This is a genomic window from Streptacidiphilus fuscans, assembly GCF_015690355.1.
Classification (GTDB): Bacteria; Actinomycetota; Actinomycetes; order Streptomycetales; family Streptomycetaceae; genus Streptacidiphilus; species Streptacidiphilus fuscans.
Genome location: NZ_JADPRT010000002.1, coordinates 192,017 through 212,899, shown reverse-complemented (window position 1 = coordinate 212,899; position 20,883 = coordinate 192,017). Strand labels below are relative to the sequence as shown.

Below are 20,883 nucleotides of genomic sequence, written 5' to 3'. Positions count from 1 at the left end.
ACGTGTCACGGTGGCCTGTCGGTCCGATGGTGCATGGTTGACCTTGTGCCTGCTCAGTCCCCGCTTCAGTCCCCCCTCGACGAACCGCTCAAGAAGCACCTCGGCGCCCCCGCCAAGCACCTCGCCGAGGGTCTCGACCTGCACACGGTCGGAGACCTGCTCCACCACTTCCCGCGCCGCTACAGCGAGCGCGGCGAACTGACCAGCCTCGACTCGCTCGAGGTCGACGAGCACGTCACAGTGATCGCCCGGATCGAGAAGTGCACGGTGATCCCCTTCCGGGGACGCAAGGGCGACCGGCTGGAGGTCGTGGTCACCGACGGACGCGGGCGGCTCTCGCTGACCTTCTTCAACCAGCGCTGGCGCGAGAAGGACCTGCGTCCCGGTCGCAGCGGCATGTTCGCGGGCAAGGTCGGCGTCTTCAACCGCACCCGGCAGCTGACCAATCCGGACTACGAGCTGTTCGGCGACACCGAGGGGGACGGCGGCGACAAGGACGCCATCGGCCGCTTCGCCGGACGGCTGATCCCGGTCTACCCGGCGTCGGCCAAGGTGCCGTCCTGGCGGCTGGCGCTCGCGGTCGAGACGATCCTCGACCAGATGGACTGGGACCAGGTCCCCGACCCGGTCCCCGCCGAGCTGCTCGCCGAACGCGGGCTGATCCCGCTGCGCGACGCGCTGGAGCAGATCCACCGTCCGCGCAACCATGCCGAACGCCTCGCCGCGCAGGCGCGACTCAAGTGGGACGAGGCGTTCGTGCTCCAGGTCGCGCTGGCCAGACGGCGTGCCGAGGACACCGCGCGCCCCGCCGTCGCGCGCGTGCCGCGCAAGGGCGGCCTGCTGGACGCGTTCGACGCCAAGCTGCCGTTCACGCTGACGGACGGTCAGCAGAAGGTTTCCGCGGAGATCTTCGCGGACCTGGCCGTCGAGCACCCGATGCACCGGCTGCTCCAGGGCGAGGTCGGCTCCGGCAAGACCCTGGTCGCGCTGCGCGCCATGCTCGGCGTGGTCGACACCGGCGGCCAGGCGGCGATGCTGGCGCCCACCGAGGTGCTGGCGCAGCAACACCACCGCTCCGTGGTGGAGATGATGGGCGAGCTGGCCGAGGGGGGCATGCTGGGCGGTGCCGAGCACGGCACCAAGGTCACGCTGCTGACCGGCTCGATGGGCGTCCCCGCACGGCGCCAGGCGCTGCTGGACCTGGTCAGCGGCGAGGCCGGGATCGTCATCGGCACGCACGCGCTGATCGAGGACAAGGTCCAGTTCCTCGACCTCGGCCTGGTCGTGGTCGACGAGCAGCACCGTTTCGGCGTCGAGCAGCGCGACGCGCTGCGCGCCAAGGCCGAACGCCCGCCGCACCTGCTGGTGATGACGGCCACGCCGATCCCGCGCACGGTCGCCATGACGGTCTTCGGCGATCTGGAGACCTCCGTGCTGGACCAGCTCCCGGCCGGCCGCTCACCGATCTCCTCACACGTCGTCCCGGCCGTCGAGAAGCCCAACTTCCTCGCGCGCGCCTGGGAGCGGGTCCGCGAGGAGGTCGGCAAGGGCCACCAGGCCTACGTCGTCTGCCCGCGGATCGGCGACGAGGAGGACGAGAAGTCGCTGAAGAAGTCCGCCAAGAACGGTGGCGAGGGCGGCGCGGAGGGGAGCGACCGGCGTCCGCCGCTGGCCGTGCTCGACGTGGCGGAGGAGCTGCGTGGCGGCCCGCTCGCCGGCCTGCGCGTCGAGGTGCTGCACGGGCGCATGGCGCCCGACGCCAAGGACGACGTGATGCGGCGCTTCGCCGCGGGCGAGGTGGACGTCCTGGTCGCCACCACCGTCATCGAGGTCGGCGTGAACGTGCCCAACTCCACGGTGATGGTCATCATGGACGCCGACCGATTCGGCGTCTCCCAACTCCACCAGCTGCGCGGGCGGGTGGGCCGTGGCTCCGCTCCCGGTCTCTGCCTGCTCGTCACCGACATGCCCGCGGCCTCGGCGGCCCGCCAACGACTGGACGCGGTCGCGGGCACGCAGGACGGCTTCGAGCTCTCCCGGATCGACCTGGAGCAGCGCCGCGAGGGCGACGTGCTGGGCCAGGCCCAGTCCGGCGTCAAGTCCTCGCTGCGCGTGCTGGCCGTCCTGGAGGACGAGGACATCATCGTCGCGGCCCGCGCCGAGGCGGTCCGACTGGTCGACGCCGACCCGGAGCTGACGGACCATCCGGCACTGCGCAGCGCGCTCGACTCGCTGCTCGGCGCGGAGCGCGCGGAGTACCTCGAAAAGGGCTGAACGAGTCTCTCGCGAGGCCCTTCCCGGGCCCGGAATTGTCAGTGCCCCGCGCGACAATAGAGGTGTTGAGAACGCGGCTGTCCGTGCAGGTCGGCTGCCATTCACCAACAGTCTCAGGGGGTACGTCCATGGCTTTCCGTCACCTCAACGAGCTGCCGCTCGGCGACAAGGTCTTCCGCATCGAACTCTCCAGTGAGGACGACCGCGAGGTCACCCTCACCCTCACCGGCTGGCGGGAGGGCCACGCCGCCGAGCCGATCGCCTCCGGCAAGCTCCGGCTGCCGGTGGAGGACACCGCCTCCCTCCGCATCGCGCTCAACCGGGCGCTCCGCGCCCTCGCCATCGTCGCCGACGTCTCCGAGCCCATCCCCGACCGCGACGTGCTGCGCGAGCTCTACCCGGGCCACGGCGCGCCGTGGGTCCCCCAGCACGAGGAGGAACTGGTCCGTCGCTTCCACGACGGCGAGACGATAGCCCGCGTCGCGGCGAGGTTCGGCCGCACGCCGGACTCGGTCCGCACGAAGCTGCGTGAGCTGGGCCACGACCCCCGCCGCCCCGAGTACTGCCCGCCCGACGGCTGCCTCTCCTGGTCCCGCTACGCCTCCCCGGCGCTCCTGGGATCCGTGAGCGACGAGAGCTAGTTGCACCTCCAGGGGCGCGGGGAACCGCGCGAGCAACCACCCTGTGCGGACAGCCCTGCTCGTTCGGCCTGCCAGCTGCGTGGGTGGCTTGCCGCGCAGTTCCCCGCGCCCCCAGGTGCTGCAACCGCATGCGGTAGCCACAGTCACTCGCCGTCTCGGTTGGCAGCGCAGTTCCTCGCGCCCCAGATGGTGCAACTGCCCGCGTCTGCACGAAGTGCACTAGCGTGGAATGTGACGATCGTTCCGCCCCGCTCACCAGCAAGGACCCCGCATGACCCGCGTGATCGCCGGAGCCGCACGAGGTCGGCGGCTGGCTGTGCCGCCAGGCACCAGCACCCGTCCCACCTCCGACCGGGCGCGGGAGGCGCTCTTCTCCAGCTGGGAGGCGATCCGCGGCAGCCTCGCCGGCGCGCGGGTGATCGACCTGTTCGCCGGCTCCGGCGCCGTCGGGCTGGAGGCCCTGTCCCGTGGCGCGGCCCACGCGCTGCTTGTGGACGAGGATCCGGCCGCGGTGAAGACGATCCTGGCCAACGTCCGCACGCTCTCCCTCCCGGGCGCCGAGGTCCGTTCGGGGCGCGCCGAGCGCCTCATCGCCGGGGCGCCGCCGAGCGTGCCCTACGACCTGGTTTTCCTGGACCCGCCGTACGTCGTCACCGACGACGACCTGCGGGAGATCCTGATCACACTCGCCTCAGGGGGCTGGATCGACGGCGACGTGATCGTCACCGTGGAGCGCAGTACCCGGGGCGGCGAGTTCTCGTGGCCGGAGGGCTTCGAGGCGCTCCGGGAGCGCCGTTACGGCGAGGCGACCCTCTGGTACGGTCGCGCCGCCTCCAACGGTGCCGGGTAGTGAGCGAGGAGATGACGATGTTTCGCCGAGCGGTCTGTCCGGGGTCGTTCGACCCCATCCACAACGGGCACCTCGACGTGATCGAGCGGGCCTCGCGCCTGTACGACGTGGTCCACGTCGCCGTGTTGATAAACAAGTCCAAGCGCGGCATGTTCACCGTCGACGAGCGGATCGCGATGATCGAGGAGATCACCGCGCCGTACGGCAACGTCAAGGTGGAGTCGCACCAGGGCCTGCTCGTGGACTACTGCAAGGAGCGGGAGATCCCGGCGATCGTCAAGGGGCTCCGTGCCGTCAGCGACTTCGACTACGAGCTGCAGATGGCCCAGATGAACCACGGCCTCTCCGGCGTCGAGACGCTCTTCGTGCCGACCAGTCCCGAGTACAGCTTCATGTCGTCCTCGCTGGTCAAGGAGGTGGCCACGCTCGGAGGCGATGTGTCCCATCTCGTCCCGGAGTTGGTGTTCCGTCGGCTGAGCGAGCGCATCGCGGATATGCGCGCCGAGCCCAAGACGTCCTCCGACTGAGTACAGTTCGTTACTCAGTTCCTGCGTCGCTCCGACGCCTCCTCGAGGAAAGCGTGACCCCCGGTGGACGTGCAGCAGAAGCTCGACGAGATCACCCAGCTGGTAGAAGGCGCGAGGTCGATGCCGATGTCGGCGTCGATCGTCGTCAACAAGGCCGACCTGACCGGAATGCTGGCCGAACTGCGTGAGTCGCTCCCCAGCGAGCTCGCCCAGGCGCAGCAGACGGTCGAGCGCGGCGACCAGGTCGTCGAGGACGCCCGGCGCGAGGCGGAGCGCGTGATCGTCGCCGCGCACGAGGAGCGCCAGCAGCTGATCAACGGCACCGAGCTGATGATGCGCGCCCAGTCCGAGGCGGACCGCGTCCTCGCCGAGGCGCGCGCCGAGTCGGACGAGCAGCGCCGTGAGGCCGACGACTATGTCGACAGCAAGCTCGCCAACTTCGAGGTCGTGCTGACCAAGACGCTGGGCGCCATCGGCCGTGGCCGCGCCAAGCTGCGGGTGGCCGGCGGTCCGGTCGAGGGCGAGGACGGCGAGGAGTTCACCCAGGACGAGTTCCGCTCGCCGAGCCCCGAGGTCGACGAGTACGTCGATGTGAAACTCGCCGCACTGGAGACCGCGCTCAGCAAGACGCTGGAGGCCGTCGGCCGCGGCCGGGACAAGCTCCTCGGCAAGCGCCCGATCGACGAGCTCGGCGCGTACCTGGCCGCCGCCGACCAGGCGCAGGGCATCGAGCAGGGCGACGCCCGTAGTGCCGCGGTCGCCGCCGAGCTGGGCCGCCAGGGCCTGCTGCCCGAGTCGGAGCGGTCCATGCCGGAGCTGCACGAGATGCCCGAGCTGCACGACTCGCAGCAGATGCACCAGGTGCAGCAGCCGCAGGTCGAGTACTGGCCGCCGCAGGACCCCTACGCCCAGCCGCAGCAGCCGGTCTACGACCCCTACACCGGTGGCTACGTGGACCCGCAGGTCCCCGCGCAGCAGCCCGCGTACGACCCGTACACCGGTGGCTACGTGGACCCGCAGGGCCAGCCGCAGCCCGCCTACGACGCCTACGGGCAGCCGGTCCACGCGGTGCACGCGGTCCAGCCGGTGCACCCGCAGCACGTGCAGATCCCGCAGCAGCAGCACTACGAGCAGCAGCCGCAGGAGGTCACGTCCTTCTTCGACACCGGATTCATCGACGTGACCAAGCTCCGCGAGTACGGCCAGGGGCACTGAGAACCGGGTGACGACCCGGCGAGTTGGGTTGGGGTTCCGGCGTCGGGTATTCTGACCTCTCCGGCTTGTTGTGCTGGGCGATGTCTGCTGCCTCGAAGTGGCAAACACGTCCAGGTGGGCCCCGTACGCGGGCACCGACCGGCCAGGGCTGACGACCAGAGAAGGAAAGACCGCTGAACCGCCTCGACCACCGAAACCCGCTCGTGTTCGACACGCACGAGCTGGGCCGTCGGCCTGGGGCGATGCGCAAGGTCTCCCGCTCGGTCCCGGCCCCGGCCAACCTCGGCAACGAGGTGATCGGCGTCGCAGAGGGCGCCCCCATCGAGCTGGAGCTCCGACTGGAGTCGGTCATCGAGGGAGTGCTCGCCACGGGCACCGCCGAGGCCGAGCTCAAGGGTGAGTGCGTACGCTGCCTGGAGCCGATCGAGCGCGAGCTCGACGCGGACTTCCAGGAGCTGTACTACTACCCCGAGGCGGCTGACCGCTTCGGGGGAGTGTCCGACTCCGACGAGGAGGAGGACGACGAGGCTTCCCGTCTCGAGGGCGACCTGTTCGACCTCGAGCCGGTGCTGCGTGACGCGGTGGTGCTCGCACTGCCGCTGCAGCCGGTGTGCCAGGACGACTGCCTGGGCCTGTGCTCCGAATGCGGAGCACGGCTCACGGACGACCCGGACCACCACCATGACGCCGTCGACCCCCGGTGGGCGGCATTGCAGGGACTCTCGGCCGCATCCAGCGCGACCGGTAGTGCAGAGGACAGCGTCACCCGGGAGGGTGCCGCCGAGAACCAGGAGAAGTAGCTGTGGCTGTTCCCAAGCGGAAGATGTCGCGCAGCAACACGCGCCACCGCCGTTCGCAGTGGAAGGCCACTGCTGCTGCGCTCGTGGCGTGCGACCGCTGCCAGCAGCCGAAGCTGGGGCACATCGCGTGCCCGAGCTGCGGCACCTACAACCGCCGTCAGGTCCTGTCGGTCTGACGGCTGGAGAGATACACGATGTCAGCCTCTGCGTCGCACGCCGACACCGGGTACAGCGTCCTGGAGGGACGGCTCGGCTACACGCTTGAGCCGTCCCTTCTGACGCGTGCACTGACCCACCGCTCGTACGCGTACGAGAACGGCGGGCTGCCCACCAACGAGCGCCTGGAGTTCCTGGGCGACTCGGTGCTGGGTCTGGTGGTGACGGACACCCTTTACCGAGTCCATCCCGACCTCCCGGAGGGCCAGCTCGCGAAGCTGCGCGCCGCGGTGGTCAATTCGCGTGCGCTCGCGCAGGTGGCGCGGGGCCTCGAGCTCGGCACCTTCATCAGCCTCGGTCGCGGCGAGGAGGGCACCGGCGGGCGGGACAAGTCGTCCATCCTGGCGGACACCCTCGAGGCCGTGATCGGCGCCGTCTACCTGGACCAGGGCCTGGACTCCGCCTCGGAGCTGGTGCACCGGCTCTTCGACCCGCTGATCGAGAAGTCCTCGAACCTCGGCGCGGGCCTGGACTGGAAGACCAGTCTCCAGGAGCTCACCGCCACCGTCGGTATCGGCGTGCCCGAGTACGTGGTCACCGAGTCCGGTCCCGACCACGAGAAGACCTTCATCGCCGCTGCCCGCGTGGCCGGCGAGGACTACGGCTCCGGCTCCGGTCGCTCGAAGAAGGAGGCCGAGCAGAAGGCCGCCGAGAGCGCCTGGAACGCGATCCGCGAGAAGTACGGCGACGGTGCCGGTGGCGCGTCGCAGACGGCCTCGTCCTGAGGCTGTCTCCTCCGGGAGCTTTCAAGCACTAGGCTTTCGGAGTGCCTGAGCTTCCCGAAGTAGAGGTCGTCCGCCGCGGTCTGGACCGCTGGGTCAGCGGCCGTACGGTCGCGTCCGTCGAGGTCCTGCATCCGCGTGCGGTCCGCCGCCACGCGGCGGGCCCGGACGACTTCGTCGCGCAGCTGCGCGGTCGCGCCCTCGGCCCGGCACTGCGCCGTGGCAAGTACCTGTGGGTACCGCTGCCCGGCTCGGGCGCGTCGCTGCTCGGCCATCTCGGCATGAGCGGCCAACTGCTGGTCCAGCCCGAGGGCGCGGCGGACGAGAAGCACCTCCGGGTCCGCGTCCGCTTCGACGACGCGGCCGGTACCGAGCTGCGCTTCGTCGATCAGCGCACCTTCGGCGGTCTGGCCGTCGAGGACGCCGACCCGAGCGACCCGGACGCCGCCCCGATGTCCCTCGCGCACATCGCCCGCGACCCGCTCGACCCGCGCTTCGACGACGCGGCCTTCATCGCCTCGCTCCGCCGCCGCAGCAGCGGCGTCAAGCGCGCCCTGCTCGACCAGTCGCTGATCAGCGGCGTCGGCAACATCTACGCCGACGAGGCGTTGTGGCGCAGCAAGCTGCACTACGACCGCCCGGCCGACACGCTGACCCGTCCGGCGGCCGAACTGCTGCTGGCCTCCGCCCGCGCGGTGATGACCGAGGCCCTGGACCAGGGCGGCACCAGCTTCGACTCGCTCTACGTCAACGTCAACGGCGAGTCCGGCTACTTCTCCCGCTCCCTCGACGCCTACGGCCGCGAGGGGGAGGCGTGCAACCGCTGCGGTACGCCGATGCGGCGCGCGTCGTGGATGAACCGTTCCAGCTATTTCTGCCCCAAGTGCCAACGCCTGCCCCGGCAGAGGTGATCGGACGATGCTCGGGTTCACCACGGCGAAGGCGCGTGCGCTTGCGGACCGGCCCGGCTGGACGGCCGGGTCCGGGCGCGAGGCGCGGGCGTTGGGCGAGCGCTACCCGGCCGGGAGCCGCCGCCCGTTCGACTGGCACGACAACGTCTTCGACCTGCTGCTGCGCGGCCCGCTGCCCGGTGGTGCGGACGCGGAGACCTTCCGTGTCGGCCACAGGTACGGGCGCGGCAAGGGCAGCACGGTGAGGTGGTACACCTTCGCCGCCGTGGAGTTCCCGCGTGAGCTGCCCTCGGTCTCGCTGGACTCGACGTCGGACCCCGCGGACGCACAACCGTCGGCCGCCGGTGCCGGACTGGTGTGGACCCAGGGCACGCGCGGCCCGCACTTCGCAGGCCTGCGCGGATACGCGGACGACCCGCGCGCGGGTGCGGCGCTGTTCACTCCGGAGGTGCTGACGGGCACCCGGGCGCTGCGGATCGACTGGCGTTTCGACGGCAGCCGGGCGTGCGGGGTGGTCCGCGAGGTGATGCAGCCGCAGCAGATGCTGACGTTGGTGGATTTCCTCGCCTGGCTCGGCGGTCACGTCGGCTGAGCCGTTCCGACCGCTTCTGTCGCAAGTGTCAACGCCTGCCCCGACGGCGGTGATTCGCCACGTCTGTGGCAAGGTGTCTGTGCGCTGAAGATCACGCACACCACCGGGGAGAAGTGGATTGAACGGGGACCAGTACTTCGTCGGCAACGAGTATCTGACGGACCTCTCCAAGGAGTTCCAGGCGGCGTCCGACAACTTCGCTTCGCTGACGCCGTCCTTCCAGGGCAACGCGATCGTGGACGCCGAGGCCTTCGGCCTGCTGGGCGCGTGCACCGGTGCGTTCTCGTCGTACCAGGGGTTGGTGGACCACACCGTCAACGGTCTGAACCAGATGGTCCAGGCGCTGGCGGGTGACGCGGCCGGCCTGGCGAACACGGCGGACACGTACGGCCAGGTCGAGCACTTCAACGCCCAGCTCCTCGGGGGGAACTGAGCATGGGTCTCGACATCAACGCCGCGATCGCGGGCAAGGTCGCCCAGGTCCTCTCGCTGCTCGACCTCCCCTGGCCCGGCGGCGACCCCGCCGCGCTGCGCCGCCTGGCGGGCAACTGGAACGCGATGGCGGCCGAGCTGGAGCAGACCGCCCAGCACCTCGACGTCCAGGTCGGCTACGTCGTCGGCCCGCACTGGTCGGGCGCGGCGGCGGAGGCGTTCCAGCAGCACTGGTCGAAGCAGCACGACGCGATGGCCAAGAGCGCGCAGAGCTTCCGGCAGGTCGCGAAGGAGCTGGAGGCCTACGCCGACCAGGCCGAGTCGATCATCGAGGCGATCGTCGACATCGCGCTCCAGATCGCCGAGTTCGAGCTTGCGGGCGCGCTGCTCACCGTCTTCACGGCGGGCATCTCGGACGCGGTCTCCGCCGCGGCCTCCGGCGAGCGGGCGCTGAAGATCGTCCAACTGATCGACAAGTTCATCAAGATGGCCGAGAAGGCGGAGAAGGTCATCACCGAGCTCATCGAGGACATCCGCAAGCTCGGCATGCTGCCGCGCATCGCGATGGACGCCTTGAAGAACACCGTGTCCAACCTGGGCAGCACCGAGCTCGGCAATGTGATGTCCGGTCACGGACTGGCGCTCAAGGGCTCGGACCTGGAGGGCGCAGCCCTGAGCGGTGCCGGAGGCGCTGGACTGTCCGGTATCGCCGGGGCCCTGGGCGGCAAGATCGCCAAGGGAGCCGCCGAGGACGGGGCCGGAAGCAAGATCGGCGCCTTCCTGCAGGGCGACACCGGCTTCTCGAACGTCGCCATGGGCGGCCTCACCAATGCGGGTGGCGGCGCGATCGCCGACGGTGTTCAGCACAAGGGCGGCCGGGACATCGCCGCCGACGCGGTCACCAACCTCGTCTCCGGCGGTGCGGCCTCGGACGCCACGGCCAACCACAAGGTCGACCCGTTGCCGAGCGAGGGCCGGCACGCGGCGCCCGGCGATCCGTACACGCCGATCGGATTCGACCTCGGCGCCAACGCCGAGTCGGGCTGGGCCGGCGGCGGCTTGGAGAACGCCGTGAACCAGAACCCCACGCTCCCGCAGCAGGGCAAGAACCCCGACGGTGCGATGCAGGAAGTCAGCTGATGACCGAATCCGGGATGGTGAACACCGCAACGGTGCTGTCCGGTACGGCGCACGGCTCCGTGTCGGTGACGGAAGTCGTGGCCTTCATCGCCGCGCTGCTCGTCATCGCCGGGTTGTTCTCCCTGTGGGCGGCCGCAGGCGATCGGAAGACCGCCCGGCAGGCGCGGCAGTTGGTGGCACGGCGGCCCGGGTGGACCGTGGAGAAGGACGCCTCCCCGGCGCGGACGCGCTACCAGCATGCGCTGACCTGGCACTACAAGACGCGTAAGTTCCACTGGCTGATGGCCGGGCCGCTGCCGGGGGGAGAGCGCGCCGAGGTGTTCCAGGTGGAGAGCCTGTACACCAGCGGCAGTGCCAGCGGTACCCGCTTCAGCACCATCGCCACCGTGGTCTTCCCCTTCGTGCTGCCCACCGTCCTGCTCGGCCCCGACGACGAGCACCCGGCTGACCAGCGGCAGCAGCCGGGCCTTCCCGGACAGCCGGACTGGCGTGGCGTGAAGGGCCAGGCGGCGGACCCGGAGGCAGCCGCCGCGCTGTTCACGGCGGATCAGCTCGACGAAGTGCGGCAGCACGGTCGGGCGATCCGGATGGAGGGGCACGCGGTCGTCCTCTCGATCCGATGGCACCGCAAGCCGGAGGGCATGCTGCAACTCGTCGACGAGGCGGCCGCCCTGGTCGGCCGCCTCCCGGCGGGGGTGCTGCAGCGGGCCGCCGCACAGCCGAACCCCTGGCCAGGCCCCACGGCCGGACAGCCCGGGTAGTCGAGGGCGATGAGAGACTGTCGCCCATGACTGAGGACGTCCGGATGACCGCCTGGGTACGCGGATCCGTGCAGCAGGTCGGCTTCCGTTGGTGGACCCGGTCGAGGGCGCTGGAGATCGGGCTGCTCGGCTACGCGTCCAACCTCGGCGACGGCCGTGTCCAGGTCGTCGCCGAGGGCAGCCGGGAGCAGTGCGACGAGCTGCTGCACCTGCTGCGGCACGGGGACACTCCCGGCCGCGTGGACGGTGTGACAGAAATCTGGGGCAAGCCGGAGGGCGGCTACGAGGGCTTCGCGATCCGCTGAGCCCCGACCTGATGACGGTCGGGGACGGCCCCATATCCGTGTGAACCGTCAACTGTGAGTCAGGCTCTATCAGTCACCGTCATGACGCTGACCTGCAGCTCCGGCGAACGACTGGTTGCGTTTCCAGGAAGTCCGTGGTTGACTGCGCACCAGCAATATCGCCGAGGCACGCAGCGTGACGAATCCGCTGCCCGGGTCGCCCGGCGGTTGTAGCACGCTGTGATCGTGTTGACCGCCTGCGCGTTTGGTGAGACGCTGGAAACCCGCGCACCAGTACGTCCGCTCAAGGCTTATCGGCCCCGTACAGCCTTGCGAGAGCGCGTCGTAGGTGCGGCCCACTTCACACGACCCCACTTCTGCGGTCGGTCACTCAGCGTGGAGGACCATCCATCATGGCAAAGGCGCTTCTCGGTTACGTCGGCGGACCCGACCCCCGACTGCTCGCCGAGATGCGGCGTCTCCAGCAGCGTGTCCAGGACCTGGAATCCGAGCTTGTACGGATGCAGGCCGAGAACGACGCGCTGCAGGCCGTCGCGGACCACGAGCAGTTGCTCCGCATTGACGCAGCCCAGGCGGTACCGGCTTACTCCTGACCTTTCCGCGAAGGTCAGCAGCGCACACGGCATCGCCGCTGGATTGTGCAAGGGACGCCTACCCGGCGTCCCTTCGTCGTTCCCGGGCACCGCCACCGATCGTCCCCGCCGTGTCACACCCCGTTGTCGATCCCTCGTCGGAGAGATGCCCCTTACACACTCGGATGAAACCGAGCCGTCACCGGGCTCCAGGGTCGGCGACGACTAGGGTGTCTGCGAAAAGGGACGTAGGAGGTCGGCGCCGGTGCATCTGAAGAGCCTCACGCTGCGCGGGTTCAAGTCGTTCGCCTCCGCGACCACCCTCCGCTTCGAGCCCGGCATCACCTGCGTGGTCGGCCCCAACGGCTCCGGCAAGTCGAACGTGGTGGACGCGCTCAGCTGGGTGATGGGCGAGCAGGGCGCAAAGTCGCTGCGCGGCGGCAAGATGGAGGACGTCATCTTCGCCGGCACGACCGGCCGTCCGCCGCTCGGACGCGCCGAGGTCGCGCTCACCATCGACAACACCGACGGCGCGCTGCCGATCGAGTACTCCGAGGTCACCATCTCGCGGACGATGTTCCGCAACGGCGGCAGCGAGTACGCCATCAACGGCGACACCTGCCGACTCCTCGACATCCAGGAGCTGCTCTCCGACTCCGGCATCGGCCGGGAGATGCACGTCATCGTCGGCCAGGGCCAGCTCGACTCGGTCCTGCACGCCGACCCGATGGGCCGCCGCGCCTTCATCGAGGAGGCCGCCGGCGTCCTCAAGCACCGCAAGCGCAAGGAGAAGGCGCTGCGGAAACTCGACGCGATGCAGGCCAACCTGACGCGCGTTCAGGACCTGGTGGGGGAGCTGCGGCGACAGCTCAAGCCGCTGGGCCGCCAGGCGCAGATCGCCCGCCGCGCCGCAGTGATCCAGGCCGACCTGCGCGACGCGCGGCTGCGGCTGCTCGCGGACGACCTGGTGACGCTGCGCAAGGCCGTCGAGGAGGAGATCGCCGACGAGATGGCGCTGCGGCTGCGGCGCAGCGGCGTGGAGCAGGAGCTGGCGCAGCTGCAGCAGCGCGAGGCGGTGCTGGAGGCGCAGGTCGCGCAGCTCGGCCCGGCCGTGGAGCGGGCGCAGCAGGCGTGGTTCGAGCTCTCGTCTCTGGCCGAGCGGGTGCGCGGCACCATCGGTCTGGCCGAGGCGAAGGTCCGGCACGCCCGCTCGCCGCAGGCGGAGGAGCGGCGCGGCCGCGACCCCGAGGACATGGAGCGCGAGGCCGCCCGGATCCGCGCCGAGGAGGCCGAGCTGGCCGAGGCGCTGGAACAGGCCCAGTACGCCCTGGCCGAGACCGTCGAGCGCCGGGCCGAGCTGGAGCGCGAACTGACCGCCGAGGAGCAGGCCCTGCGTGCGGCGGCCCGCGCTCTGGCCGACCGCCGCGAGGGGCTGGCCCGGCTCCAGGGCAAGGTGGCGGCGGCCCGTTCGCGTGCGGCGGGCGCGGGGGAGGAGATCGGTCGCCTGGCCGAGGCCCGCGACGCCGCGCTCGAGCGCGCGGAGGCGGCGCAGGCCGAGTACGAGGCGTTGCAGGAGCAGGCCGACTCCCTCGACACCGCCGCCGACGCCCGTGACGCCGAACTCGCCGGGCTGCGTGACGCCCTGTCAGCCGCCGAGGAGGCCCAGTCGCGGGCCCGCGACGCGCTCTCCACAGCCGACCGCGAGCATGCCGCGCTCACCGCGCGTCGCGAAGCACTGGCGCTCGCGCTCCGGCGCAAGGACGGCAGCGGCGCGCTGCTCGCCGCCACCGACCGGCTGACCGGCCTGCTCGGCCCGGCGGCCGGACACCTCACCATCGCCCCGGGCGCGGAGACCGCCGTCGCTGCCGCGCTCGACCGCGCCGCCGACGCCATCGCCGTCACCACGGTCGCCTCCGCCGCCGACGCACTCCGCCTGCTGCGCAAGGACGACGCGGGCCGCGCGGCGCTGCTCATCGGCGGAGCCGCCAGCGACGGCCCGGCAGGCGAGGGCCCGGCAGACGAGACCGCGGCTCTGCCCGCCGGAGCGGTCCGGGCCGCCACGCTGGTCTCGGGTGCGGACGAACTGCTGTCCGCCGTACGGACGTTGCTGCACGGCTACGTCGTCGTCGAGACGCTCGACGAGGCCGAGGCGCTGGTCGCCACCCACCCCGAGCTGACGGCCGTCACCGGCGAGGGCGACGTGCTCGGCGCCGCCTACGCCTACGGCGGGTCCGCCGGCGCGCCGAGCGTGCTGGAGACGCAGGCCGCCGTCGACGAGGCCGAGGCCGGGCTCACCGCGCTCGTCGCCCGACGGGAGACGCTGCGCGAGGAGGTCGACGCCGCGACCGCGCGCCGCAAGGAGCTCGCCGCGCAGGTCGAGGAGGTCTCCGCCGTGCGGCGCGCCGCCGAGAAGGAGAAGGCGGCCATAGCGCAGCAGGTCGGTCGACTCGCCGGTCAGGCACGTGGCGCGTCGGGCGAGGCCGAACGGCTCGCCGCCGCAGCCGCCAAGGCCGCCGACGCCCAGGAGCAGGCCGCGATGGACCTGGCCGAGCTGGAGGAGCGGCTGCTGGTCGCCGAAGAGCTCCCGGGCGACGAGGAGCCGGACACCGGCCGCCGGGACCAGCTCGACGCCGAGGCCGCCCGCGCCCGTGCGGGTGAGATGGAGGCCCGGCTGGCCGTCCGCACCCACGAGGAGCGCGTCCGCGGACTCGCCGGGCGCGCCGACTCGCTCGACCGGGGCGCACGCGCCGAGCGCGAGGCCCGCGCCCGCGCCGCCGCTCGTGCCGCCCGCGCCCGGCACGAGGCGCAGGTCGCCACCGCCGTCGCCGAGGGCGCCCGCCAACTCCTCGCCCATGTCGAGCACGCGCTCACCGCCGCGGCGTCCGACCGGACCACCGCCGAGCAGGACCGCGCCGCCCGCGACGCGGAGTTGGGCCGCGAACGCGTCCGCAGCCGTGAACTGAAGTCGGAGCTCGACAAGTTGACCGACACGGTGCACCGCGACGAGGTGCTCCGCGCTGAGAAGCGGCTCCGGATCGAGCAGTTGGAGGCCAAGGCGCTGGAGGAGCACGGCATCGAGTCCGCCGCGCTGCTCGCCGAGTACGGCCCGGACCAGCCGGTCCCGCCGTCCCTGCCCGTCGAGGGCGAGGAACCGGAGGCCACTGCGACATCAGCGGCTGCCGCCGCGGGACAGCCGCGTCCGTACCGCCGCGCCGAGCAGGAGAAGCGGCTCAGGGCGGCGGAGAAGGCCTACGCCCAGCTCGGCAAGGTCAACCCGCTGGCGCTGGAGGAGTTCGCCGCGTTGGAGGAGCGCCACCAGTTCCTCTCCGAGCAGCTGGAGGACCTGAAGACCACCCGCCGCGACCTGCTCACCGTCGTCAAGGAGGTCGACGAGCGGGTCGAGCAGGTCTTCACCGCCGCGTACCACGACACGGCGCGCGAGTTCGAGGGCGTCTTCTCCCGGCTCTTCCCGGGCGGCGAGGGACGGCTGGTGCTGACCGACCCGGAGAACATGCTGACCACGGGCATCGAGGTCGAGGCCCGTCCGCCCGGCAAGAAGGTCAAGCGGCTCTCGCTGCTCTCCGGCGGCGAGCGCTCGCTGACCGCCGTCGCCCTGCTGGTCTCGATCTTCAAGGCCCGGCCCAGCCCGTTCTACGTGATGGACGAGGTCGAGGCCGCGCTCGACGAGACCAACCTGCGCCGGCTGATCTCGATCATGGAGGAGCTGCGGGACAGCTCCCAGCTGATCGTGATCACCCACCAGAAGCTGACCATGGAGTGCGCCGACGCGCTCTACGGCGTCTCCATGCGCGGTGACGGCATCTCCCAGGTGATCAGCCAGCGCCTGCGCGACGAGCCCCGCAAGCCCCCGCGCCGGATCCGCCGACCGGACGCCGACGTGCAGGCTGACGCCGACGTGCAGGCCGACGTCGGGGCTGACGCCGACGCGGCTGCTGCGGAGGTCGAGCCCGTCGGGGCAGCAGCCGAATAACGTGACGAACGGGTGACTTGTTGGACAAACGTCACACAGCGGCAGGTCGCCGACGGCTGTGCCCGATACTGGGGTGGCCATGGAATACGTCATTCTTGCTGTAGTCATCGCTGTGGTCGTCCTCGGGGCGGCCACCGGTCTCGTCGTCAACGGCCGACGGCGCAAGCAGTTGCCGCCCGCTCCTCCGGCGCAGCCGCAGATCACCAAGCCCGCTCCCGCCGCCACGGCCGAGCCGACGGCGGAGCCGCAGGTCGGCGAGGATGCCGCGGTCACGGCACCCGAGCAGAGCCCTACCGCCCCGGAGGTCGAGCTCCCGGGCGAGGCCGCCGAGGCGGTCGAGGCTCCGGCCCTGGAGGTCCCGGAACCGACCGCCGGCCGGCTGACCCGGCTGCGGTCGCGCCTGTCGCGTTCGCAGAACTCCCTCGGCAAGGGTCTGCTCACCCTGCTCTCCCGGGACCGCCTCGACGAGGAGACCTGGGAGGAGATCGAGGAGCTGCTGCTCACCGCCGACGTCGGCGTCCAGCCGACCCAGGAGCTGGTCGAGCGGCTGCGCACCCGCGTCAAGGTGCTCGGCACCCGCACGCCGGAGGAGCTCCGCAACCTTCTGCGTGAGGAGCTGATCACCCTCATCGACCCGAGCCTCGACCGCACGCTGCACGTCGCCCGCCACGACGACGAGACCCCGGCCCGCCCGGCGGTCCTGCTCGTCGTCGGCGTCAACGGCGTCGGCAAGACCACCACCAGCGGCAAGCTGGCCCGCGTGCTCGTCGCAGACGGCCACACCGTCGTCCTCGGCGCGGCCGACACCTTCCGTGCCGCCGCGGCCGACCAGCTGCAGACCTGGGGCGAGCGCGTCGGCGCCCGCACCGTGCGCGGCCCGGAGGCGGGCGACCCGGCCTCCGTCGCGTTCGACGCGGTCAAGGAGGGCATCGCCGAGGGCGCGGACACCGTCCTGGTGGACACCGCCGGCCGCCTGCACACCAAGACCGGCCTGATGGACGAGCTCGGCAAGGTCAAGCGCGTCGTCGAGAAGCACGGCCCGGTCGACGAGGTGCTGCTCGTCCTGGACGCCACCACCGGCCAGAACGGTCTCGTCCAGGCGAAGGTCTTCGCCGAGGTGGTCGACATCACCGGCATCGTGCTGACCAAGCTCGACGGCACCGCCAAGGGCGGCATCGTCATCTCCGTCCAGCGGCAGCTCGGCGTCCCGGTCAAGCTGATCGGTCTCGGCGAGGGCGCCGACGACCTGGCTCCCTTCGACCCTGCGGCCTTCGTCGACGCGCTGCTCGGCTGAGCCGCCAGGCCGAGTCCACCTCGCCTTCCCCGGCCCGTGCCGTCCTCCCGGACGGCGCGGGCCGCCTTATTTCCCGCGCGATTTCCCGCGCGGCTGTCACACTCCCGGGCCGGCCGGGGTCATCGCTGTGTGAACGACACCGGAGAGAACGCAGAGAGCTTCGAGAACCCCGAGACCTTCGAGACCCTGGAGAGCGCAATGACCTCACCCGTCCTGGTCACCGGCGGCACCGGAACCCTGGGCAGCCTGGTCGTCCCGCAGCTGCGCGCCGCCGGGCGCGACGTCCGGATCGTCTCCCGGCACGCCCACGCGGCCGAGCCGGGGATCGAGTACGTGGTCGGGGACCTGCTGACCGGTGAGGGCCTCGACGCGGCGCTGGCGGGCGTGGAGACCGTGGTGCACATCGCGGGCGCGGCGAAGGGCGACGGGACCGTGGCCCGGAACCTGGTCGCCGCGGCGCAGCGGGCGGGTGGCGTCCGGCACCTGGTCCACGTCTCCGTGATCGGCGTGGACACCGTCCCGCTCGCCTGGTTCCGGATGAAGCTGGCGGCGGAGCAGGCGATCGTCGACTCGGGCATCCCGTACACCGTGCTGCGCCCGGCCCAGTTCCACAGCCTGGTGCTGCTGACGATGGAGAAGATGACCAGGATGCCGGTGGTCCCGGCCCCCGGCGGGATGCGGTGGCAGCCGGTCGACCCGCGTGATGTAGCGGACCGTCTGGCCGAGTTGGCGCTCGGCGAGCCCGCCGGGCTGGCCCCGGACCTGGCCGGCCCGACGGTGTACTCGATGGGGGAGCTGGCGCGCAGCTACCTCGCCGCGCAGGGGAAGCACCGGCCGCTGCTCCCGCTCCACCTGCCGGGCAAGGTCGGCCGCGCCTACCGGGACGGGGACAACCTCGCGCTGGGGGAGCGGACCACGGTCGGCCACCGCAGCTGGGAGGACTACCTCGCCGAGCACACGCGAACGGCCGCGTGAGCGGGGCCCTGGGCTGGGCCGGTGCGGTTCAGCGCCGCCCGACCAGCTCCGGCACGCCGCGGTGGCTGGCGTAGGCGAGCGTGCCGAGCAGCAGTTTGGCGTGCGGCGGGCGGGTGGCGTTCTCGGGGGTCGGCGGGCGGAGCCACCGCGTGTCCGGGGACGGCGGCGCGGGGACGGAGCCGCCGGGGCCGTGGCAGACGAGGTCGAGCTCGGCGTCGTCCCAGCCCGTGCGGTAGAGCAGCTCGGGCAGCTGCCGGGCGGTCTCCGGGCCGACGAGGAAGAGCGCGCGCGAGCCCGACGCCAGCACCGGACCGGGACGGACGCCCATCCGTTCGAGCCGGACCAGCGACTCGCGTCCGGCGGACTCCGGGACGTCGAGGACGTCGAAGCCGCGGCCGGTGAGCAGGCGGACCCAGGGGCCGTCGAAGGCGACGGACCAGCCCCAGCGCGTGGCGTACTCCGCCGCGGCCTCGCCCTGGTGGGCACGGGCGCGACGGCGCTGACCCCGGAGCCGGACATCGCCGAAGCGCTCGCTGAAGAGGGTGTCGGTGCTCATCAAGTCCACTCACCTCCAACCGATCGGGGGATGCCTTGGTTACGCAGGGGCGCATCGGAGCCTGATGCACGCCGGGACAATTCGGACCGCACCTCGGGATCGAGGACCGTCGTGCTATCCAGGAACCTCACTGTGCTGCAGCGGACCTGATGACCAGTGAAGCGTGAGACCAGCGCCGGAAGTTCACTCGTAGGGGTGGCGAAAGGTGGCGTTTCCGTGCACTCGCTCCCCCGGACGGCGCAAATCGCGCTACGTTCCTGGTGCAGGGTCGAGGACTCTCGCAGACATGAGCACGTCAGCGGGTATGCCACTGGCATTGATGCCAACCTTCCGCGCTGACAAGGAATCTGACGGTCAGACAGAGCCCGGGATGGGGGCGTTCCGCGGTGGGCGACAAGCAACCCAATGAGAAGCTGACGGCGTGGTTCGTCAGGAGCGGCTGGTCCAAGGGCGAGCTGGCCCGGCAGGTCAACCGGCGGGCCCGGCAGATGGGCGCCGCGCACATCAGCACGGACACCTCCCGGGTGCGCCGCTGGCTGGACGGCGAACAGCCGCGCGAGCCGATTCCGAAGATCCTCTCCGAGCTCTTCTCCGACCGATTCGGTTCGCCGGTCCCGATCGAGGACCTCGGCCTCAAGGCGGTCGCCCCGCTCACCGCCGGGTCGGGCATCGACCTGCCGTGGAACGGCGAGCAGACCGTCCAGTTGATCTCCGAGTACTCCCGCAGCGACCTGATGCTCAACCGCCGGGGCTTCCTCGGCACCTCCCTCGCCCTGACCGCGGGCTCCGCCCTGATCGAGCCGATGCAGCGCTGGCTGAGCCCCGCAGCCAACGGCATGCCGACCACCGCGCTGACCGCCGCCCGTGAGGGCGCCCCGGTGACCGGCCGCCTCTCCGCCCCCGAGCTGGACCTGCTCGAGTCCACCGTGGTGATGTTCCGTCAGTGGGACGCCCAGAACGGCGGCGGCCTGCGCCGCAAGGCCGTGGTCGGCCAGCTGCACGAGGTCTGCGACCTGCTCCAGGAGAGCTACAGCCCGCAGACCACCAAGCGCCTTTTCCAGACCACGGCCCAACTCGCCCATCTCGCGGGCTGGATGTCCTACGACGTGGGCATGCACCCGAGCGCCCAGAAGTACTACGTGCTCGCCCTGCACGCCGCCAAGGAGGCCGGTGACCGGCCCTTCGGCGGGCTGGTGCTGACGGACATGTGCCGGCAGATGATCCACCTCAACCGGCCCAACGACGCCCTGGAACTCATCCACCTCGCCCAGTACGGCTCCCGCGACACGGCGACTTCGCGCCAACTCGCGCTGATGCACGCCATGGAGGCGCGCGCCTACGCCAACCTCGGCGAGGCCAACAAGTGCTACCGGGCGGCCCGTCACGCCGAGGACGCCTTCGACGACGCCGGCGCCAAGGACGTCACACCCGACTGGCTGACCTTCTTCTCCGAGGCCGAACTCCACGCCGAGAACGGCCACTCCTACCGCGACCTCTGCTACCACACCGGCCGCAGCCAGGTGTACGCGCTGCAGGCCGAGCCGGAGATCTCGCAGGCCGTCGAGCTCTTCGCGGAGGACGGGGACCACAAGCGCTCGTACGCGCTCAACCTGATCGGCATGGCCAGCGTCCACCTGCTCCAGCGGCAGCCGGAGGCCGCGGCCGACTCCGCCGAGCAGGCCATGGAGATAGCCGCGCAGATCCGCTCCGAGCGTGTCAACACGCGCCTGCGCAAGACGACCGAGGCGGCCGTCCGCGAGTTCAAGGGCGTCGAGCGGGTGCGGGAGCTGCGCGAGCAGATCGACCAGACCCTCCCCGACTCCCTGGCCCAGCGGAACTCCGCCTGACCAGCGCGAACCTGCGGAAATCCTCGAAGAACCCCGGAATTCCCCGGAGAGACCCCGGCCGCGAGGCCCGTCCCCCTTCACCCGACTCGGCACCCCCACGCCAGGTCATTCGGACGGTTCTCGCGGCCGGTTTTCTGTGAGCTCCGGTTCACCCCTGCGTAACACCGGCGTCAGCTTCGTCACGCCCGCGAAACATCCGCACGCATCGACGGAAACGGGCCTCCGTCAATCTCCTCAGCATCAGCCGACGACCCCGGGGGCA

General features: G+C 71.3%; 20 protein-coding genes. 19 read left to right on the top strand and 1 reads right to left on the bottom strand.

Annotated features, from left to right (window positions below):
* Positions 1 to 33 precede the first annotated feature (33 nt).
* The 18 genes from recG to I2501_RS04560 all read left to right on the top strand — a co-directional run bounded on the left by recG (position 34) and on the right by I2501_RS04560 (position 18,218).
* Positions 34 to 2,274 carry an ATP-dependent DNA helicase RecG gene (recG, locus tag I2501_RS04645; protein ID WP_196192532.1) on the top strand — a complete coding sequence of 747 codons (2,241 nt, stop codon included), beginning with the start codon at positions 34 to 36 and terminating at the stop codon, positions 2,272 to 2,274.
* Positions 2,275 to 2,402: 128 nt separating this feature from the next.
* Positions 2,403 to 2,915 carry a hypothetical protein gene (locus I2501_RS04640; RefSeq protein ID WP_196192531.1) on the top strand — a complete coding sequence of 171 codons (513 nt, stop codon included), beginning with the start codon at positions 2,403 to 2,405 and terminating at the stop codon, positions 2,913 to 2,915.
* 271 nt (positions 2,916 to 3,186) lie between these two features.
* Positions 3,187 to 3,765: a 16S rRNA (guanine(966)-N(2))-methyltransferase RsmD gene (gene rsmD, locus I2501_RS04635; RefSeq protein ID WP_196192530.1), complete on the top strand. Its 579-nt coding sequence runs from the start codon at positions 3,187 to 3,189 to the stop codon at positions 3,763 to 3,765.
* 11 nt (positions 3,766 to 3,776) lie between these two features.
* Positions 3,777 to 4,292 (top strand): pantetheine-phosphate adenylyltransferase, encoded by a 516-nt coding sequence (gene coaD / locus I2501_RS04630; RefSeq protein WP_236045868.1) that lies wholly within the window; start codon positions 3,777 to 3,779, stop codon positions 4,290 to 4,292.
* A 63-nt stretch (positions 4,293 to 4,355) separates the two neighbouring features.
* Entirely contained in the window at positions 4,356 to 5,507 is a 1,152-nt protein-coding gene (locus I2501_RS04625; protein WP_196192529.1) for a cell division initiation protein, read from the top strand.
* A 203-nt stretch (positions 5,508 to 5,710) separates the two neighbouring features.
* The gene (locus I2501_RS04620; RefSeq protein ID WP_408022704.1) at positions 5,711 to 6,307 is read left to right on the top strand and encodes a YceD family protein; all 597 of its coding nucleotides are present in this window, start codon (positions 5,711 to 5,713) and stop codon (positions 6,305 to 6,307) included.
* A gap of 2 nt (positions 6,308 to 6,309) precedes the next feature.
* Positions 6,310 to 6,483, top strand: coding sequence for a 50S ribosomal protein L32 (rpmF, locus tag I2501_RS04615; protein WP_196192528.1), 174 nt, complete (start codon positions 6,310 to 6,312; stop codon positions 6,481 to 6,483).
* An 18-nt stretch (positions 6,484 to 6,501) separates the two neighbouring features.
* Entirely contained in the window at positions 6,502 to 7,248 is a 747-nt protein-coding gene (gene rnc, locus I2501_RS04610) for a ribonuclease III (RefSeq protein ID WP_196192527.1), read from the top strand.
* 41 nt (positions 7,249 to 7,289) lie between these two features.
* Positions 7,290 to 8,156 (top strand): bifunctional DNA-formamidopyrimidine glycosylase/DNA-(apurinic or apyrimidinic site) lyase, encoded by an 867-nt coding sequence (gene mutM, locus I2501_RS04605; protein WP_196192526.1) that lies wholly within the window; start codon positions 7,290 to 7,292, stop codon positions 8,154 to 8,156.
* A gap of 7 nt (positions 8,157 to 8,163) precedes the next feature.
* The gene (locus I2501_RS04600; protein WP_196192525.1) at positions 8,164 to 8,748 is read left to right on the top strand and encodes a hypothetical protein; all 585 of its coding nucleotides are present in this window, start codon (positions 8,164 to 8,166) and stop codon (positions 8,746 to 8,748) included.
* A 118-nt stretch (positions 8,749 to 8,866) separates the two neighbouring features.
* Complete coding sequence (locus I2501_RS04595; protein ID WP_196192524.1) at positions 8,867 to 9,181, top strand: hypothetical protein; 315 nt, start codon at positions 8,867 to 8,869, stop codon at positions 9,179 to 9,181.
* Positions 9,182 to 9,183: 2 nt separating this feature from the next.
* Entirely contained in the window at positions 9,184 to 10,320 is a 1,137-nt protein-coding gene (locus I2501_RS04590; RefSeq protein ID WP_196192523.1) for a WXG100 family type VII secretion target, read from the top strand.
* Entirely contained in the window at positions 10,320 to 11,081 is a 762-nt protein-coding gene (locus tag I2501_RS04585; protein WP_196192522.1) for a hypothetical protein, read from the top strand. The genes I2501_RS04590 and I2501_RS04585 overlap by 1 nt, the downstream gene beginning before the upstream one ends.
* Positions 11,082 to 11,107: 26 nt before the next feature.
* Positions 11,108 to 11,386 carry an acylphosphatase gene (locus I2501_RS04580; protein ID WP_196192521.1) on the top strand — a complete coding sequence of 93 codons (279 nt, stop codon included), beginning with the start codon at positions 11,108 to 11,110 and terminating at the stop codon, positions 11,384 to 11,386.
* 392 nt (positions 11,387 to 11,778) lie between these two features.
* The gene (locus tag I2501_RS04575) at positions 11,779 to 11,979 is read left to right on the top strand and encodes a hypothetical protein (protein WP_196192520.1); all 201 of its coding nucleotides are present in this window, start codon (positions 11,779 to 11,781) and stop codon (positions 11,977 to 11,979) included.
* Between the two features lie 244 nt (positions 11,980 to 12,223).
* Positions 12,224 to 15,949, top strand: coding sequence for a chromosome segregation protein SMC (gene smc / locus I2501_RS04570; RefSeq protein ID WP_196192519.1), 3,726 nt, complete (start codon positions 12,224 to 12,226; stop codon positions 15,947 to 15,949).
* A 79-nt stretch (positions 15,950 to 16,028) separates the two neighbouring features.
* A complete protein-coding gene (gene ftsY / locus I2501_RS04565) occupies positions 16,029 to 17,243 on the top strand; it encodes a signal recognition particle-docking protein FtsY (RefSeq protein ID WP_196192518.1) in 1,215 nt (404 codons plus the stop codon).
* Positions 17,244 to 17,441: 198 nt separating this feature from the next.
* Positions 17,442 to 18,218, top strand: coding sequence for an SDR family oxidoreductase (locus tag I2501_RS04560; protein ID WP_196192966.1), 777 nt, complete (start codon positions 17,442 to 17,444; stop codon positions 18,216 to 18,218).
* A gap of 28 nt (positions 18,219 to 18,246) precedes the next feature.
* Here I2501_RS04560 and I2501_RS04555 read toward each other — a convergent pair whose 3' ends face one another.
* On the bottom strand, positions 18,247 to 18,774 hold the full coding sequence (locus I2501_RS04555; protein WP_196192517.1) for a bifunctional DNA primase/polymerase: 528 nt from the start codon (positions 18,772 to 18,774) through the stop codon (positions 18,247 to 18,249).
* A 386-nt stretch (positions 18,775 to 19,160) separates the two neighbouring features.
* Between I2501_RS04555 and nsdA the strand changes: the two genes are divergently transcribed.
* A complete protein-coding gene (gene nsdA, locus I2501_RS04550; protein ID WP_196192516.1) occupies positions 19,161 to 20,621 on the top strand; it encodes a transcriptional repressor NsdA in 1,461 nt (486 codons plus the stop codon).
* Positions 20,622 to 20,883: the final 262 nt, after the last annotated feature.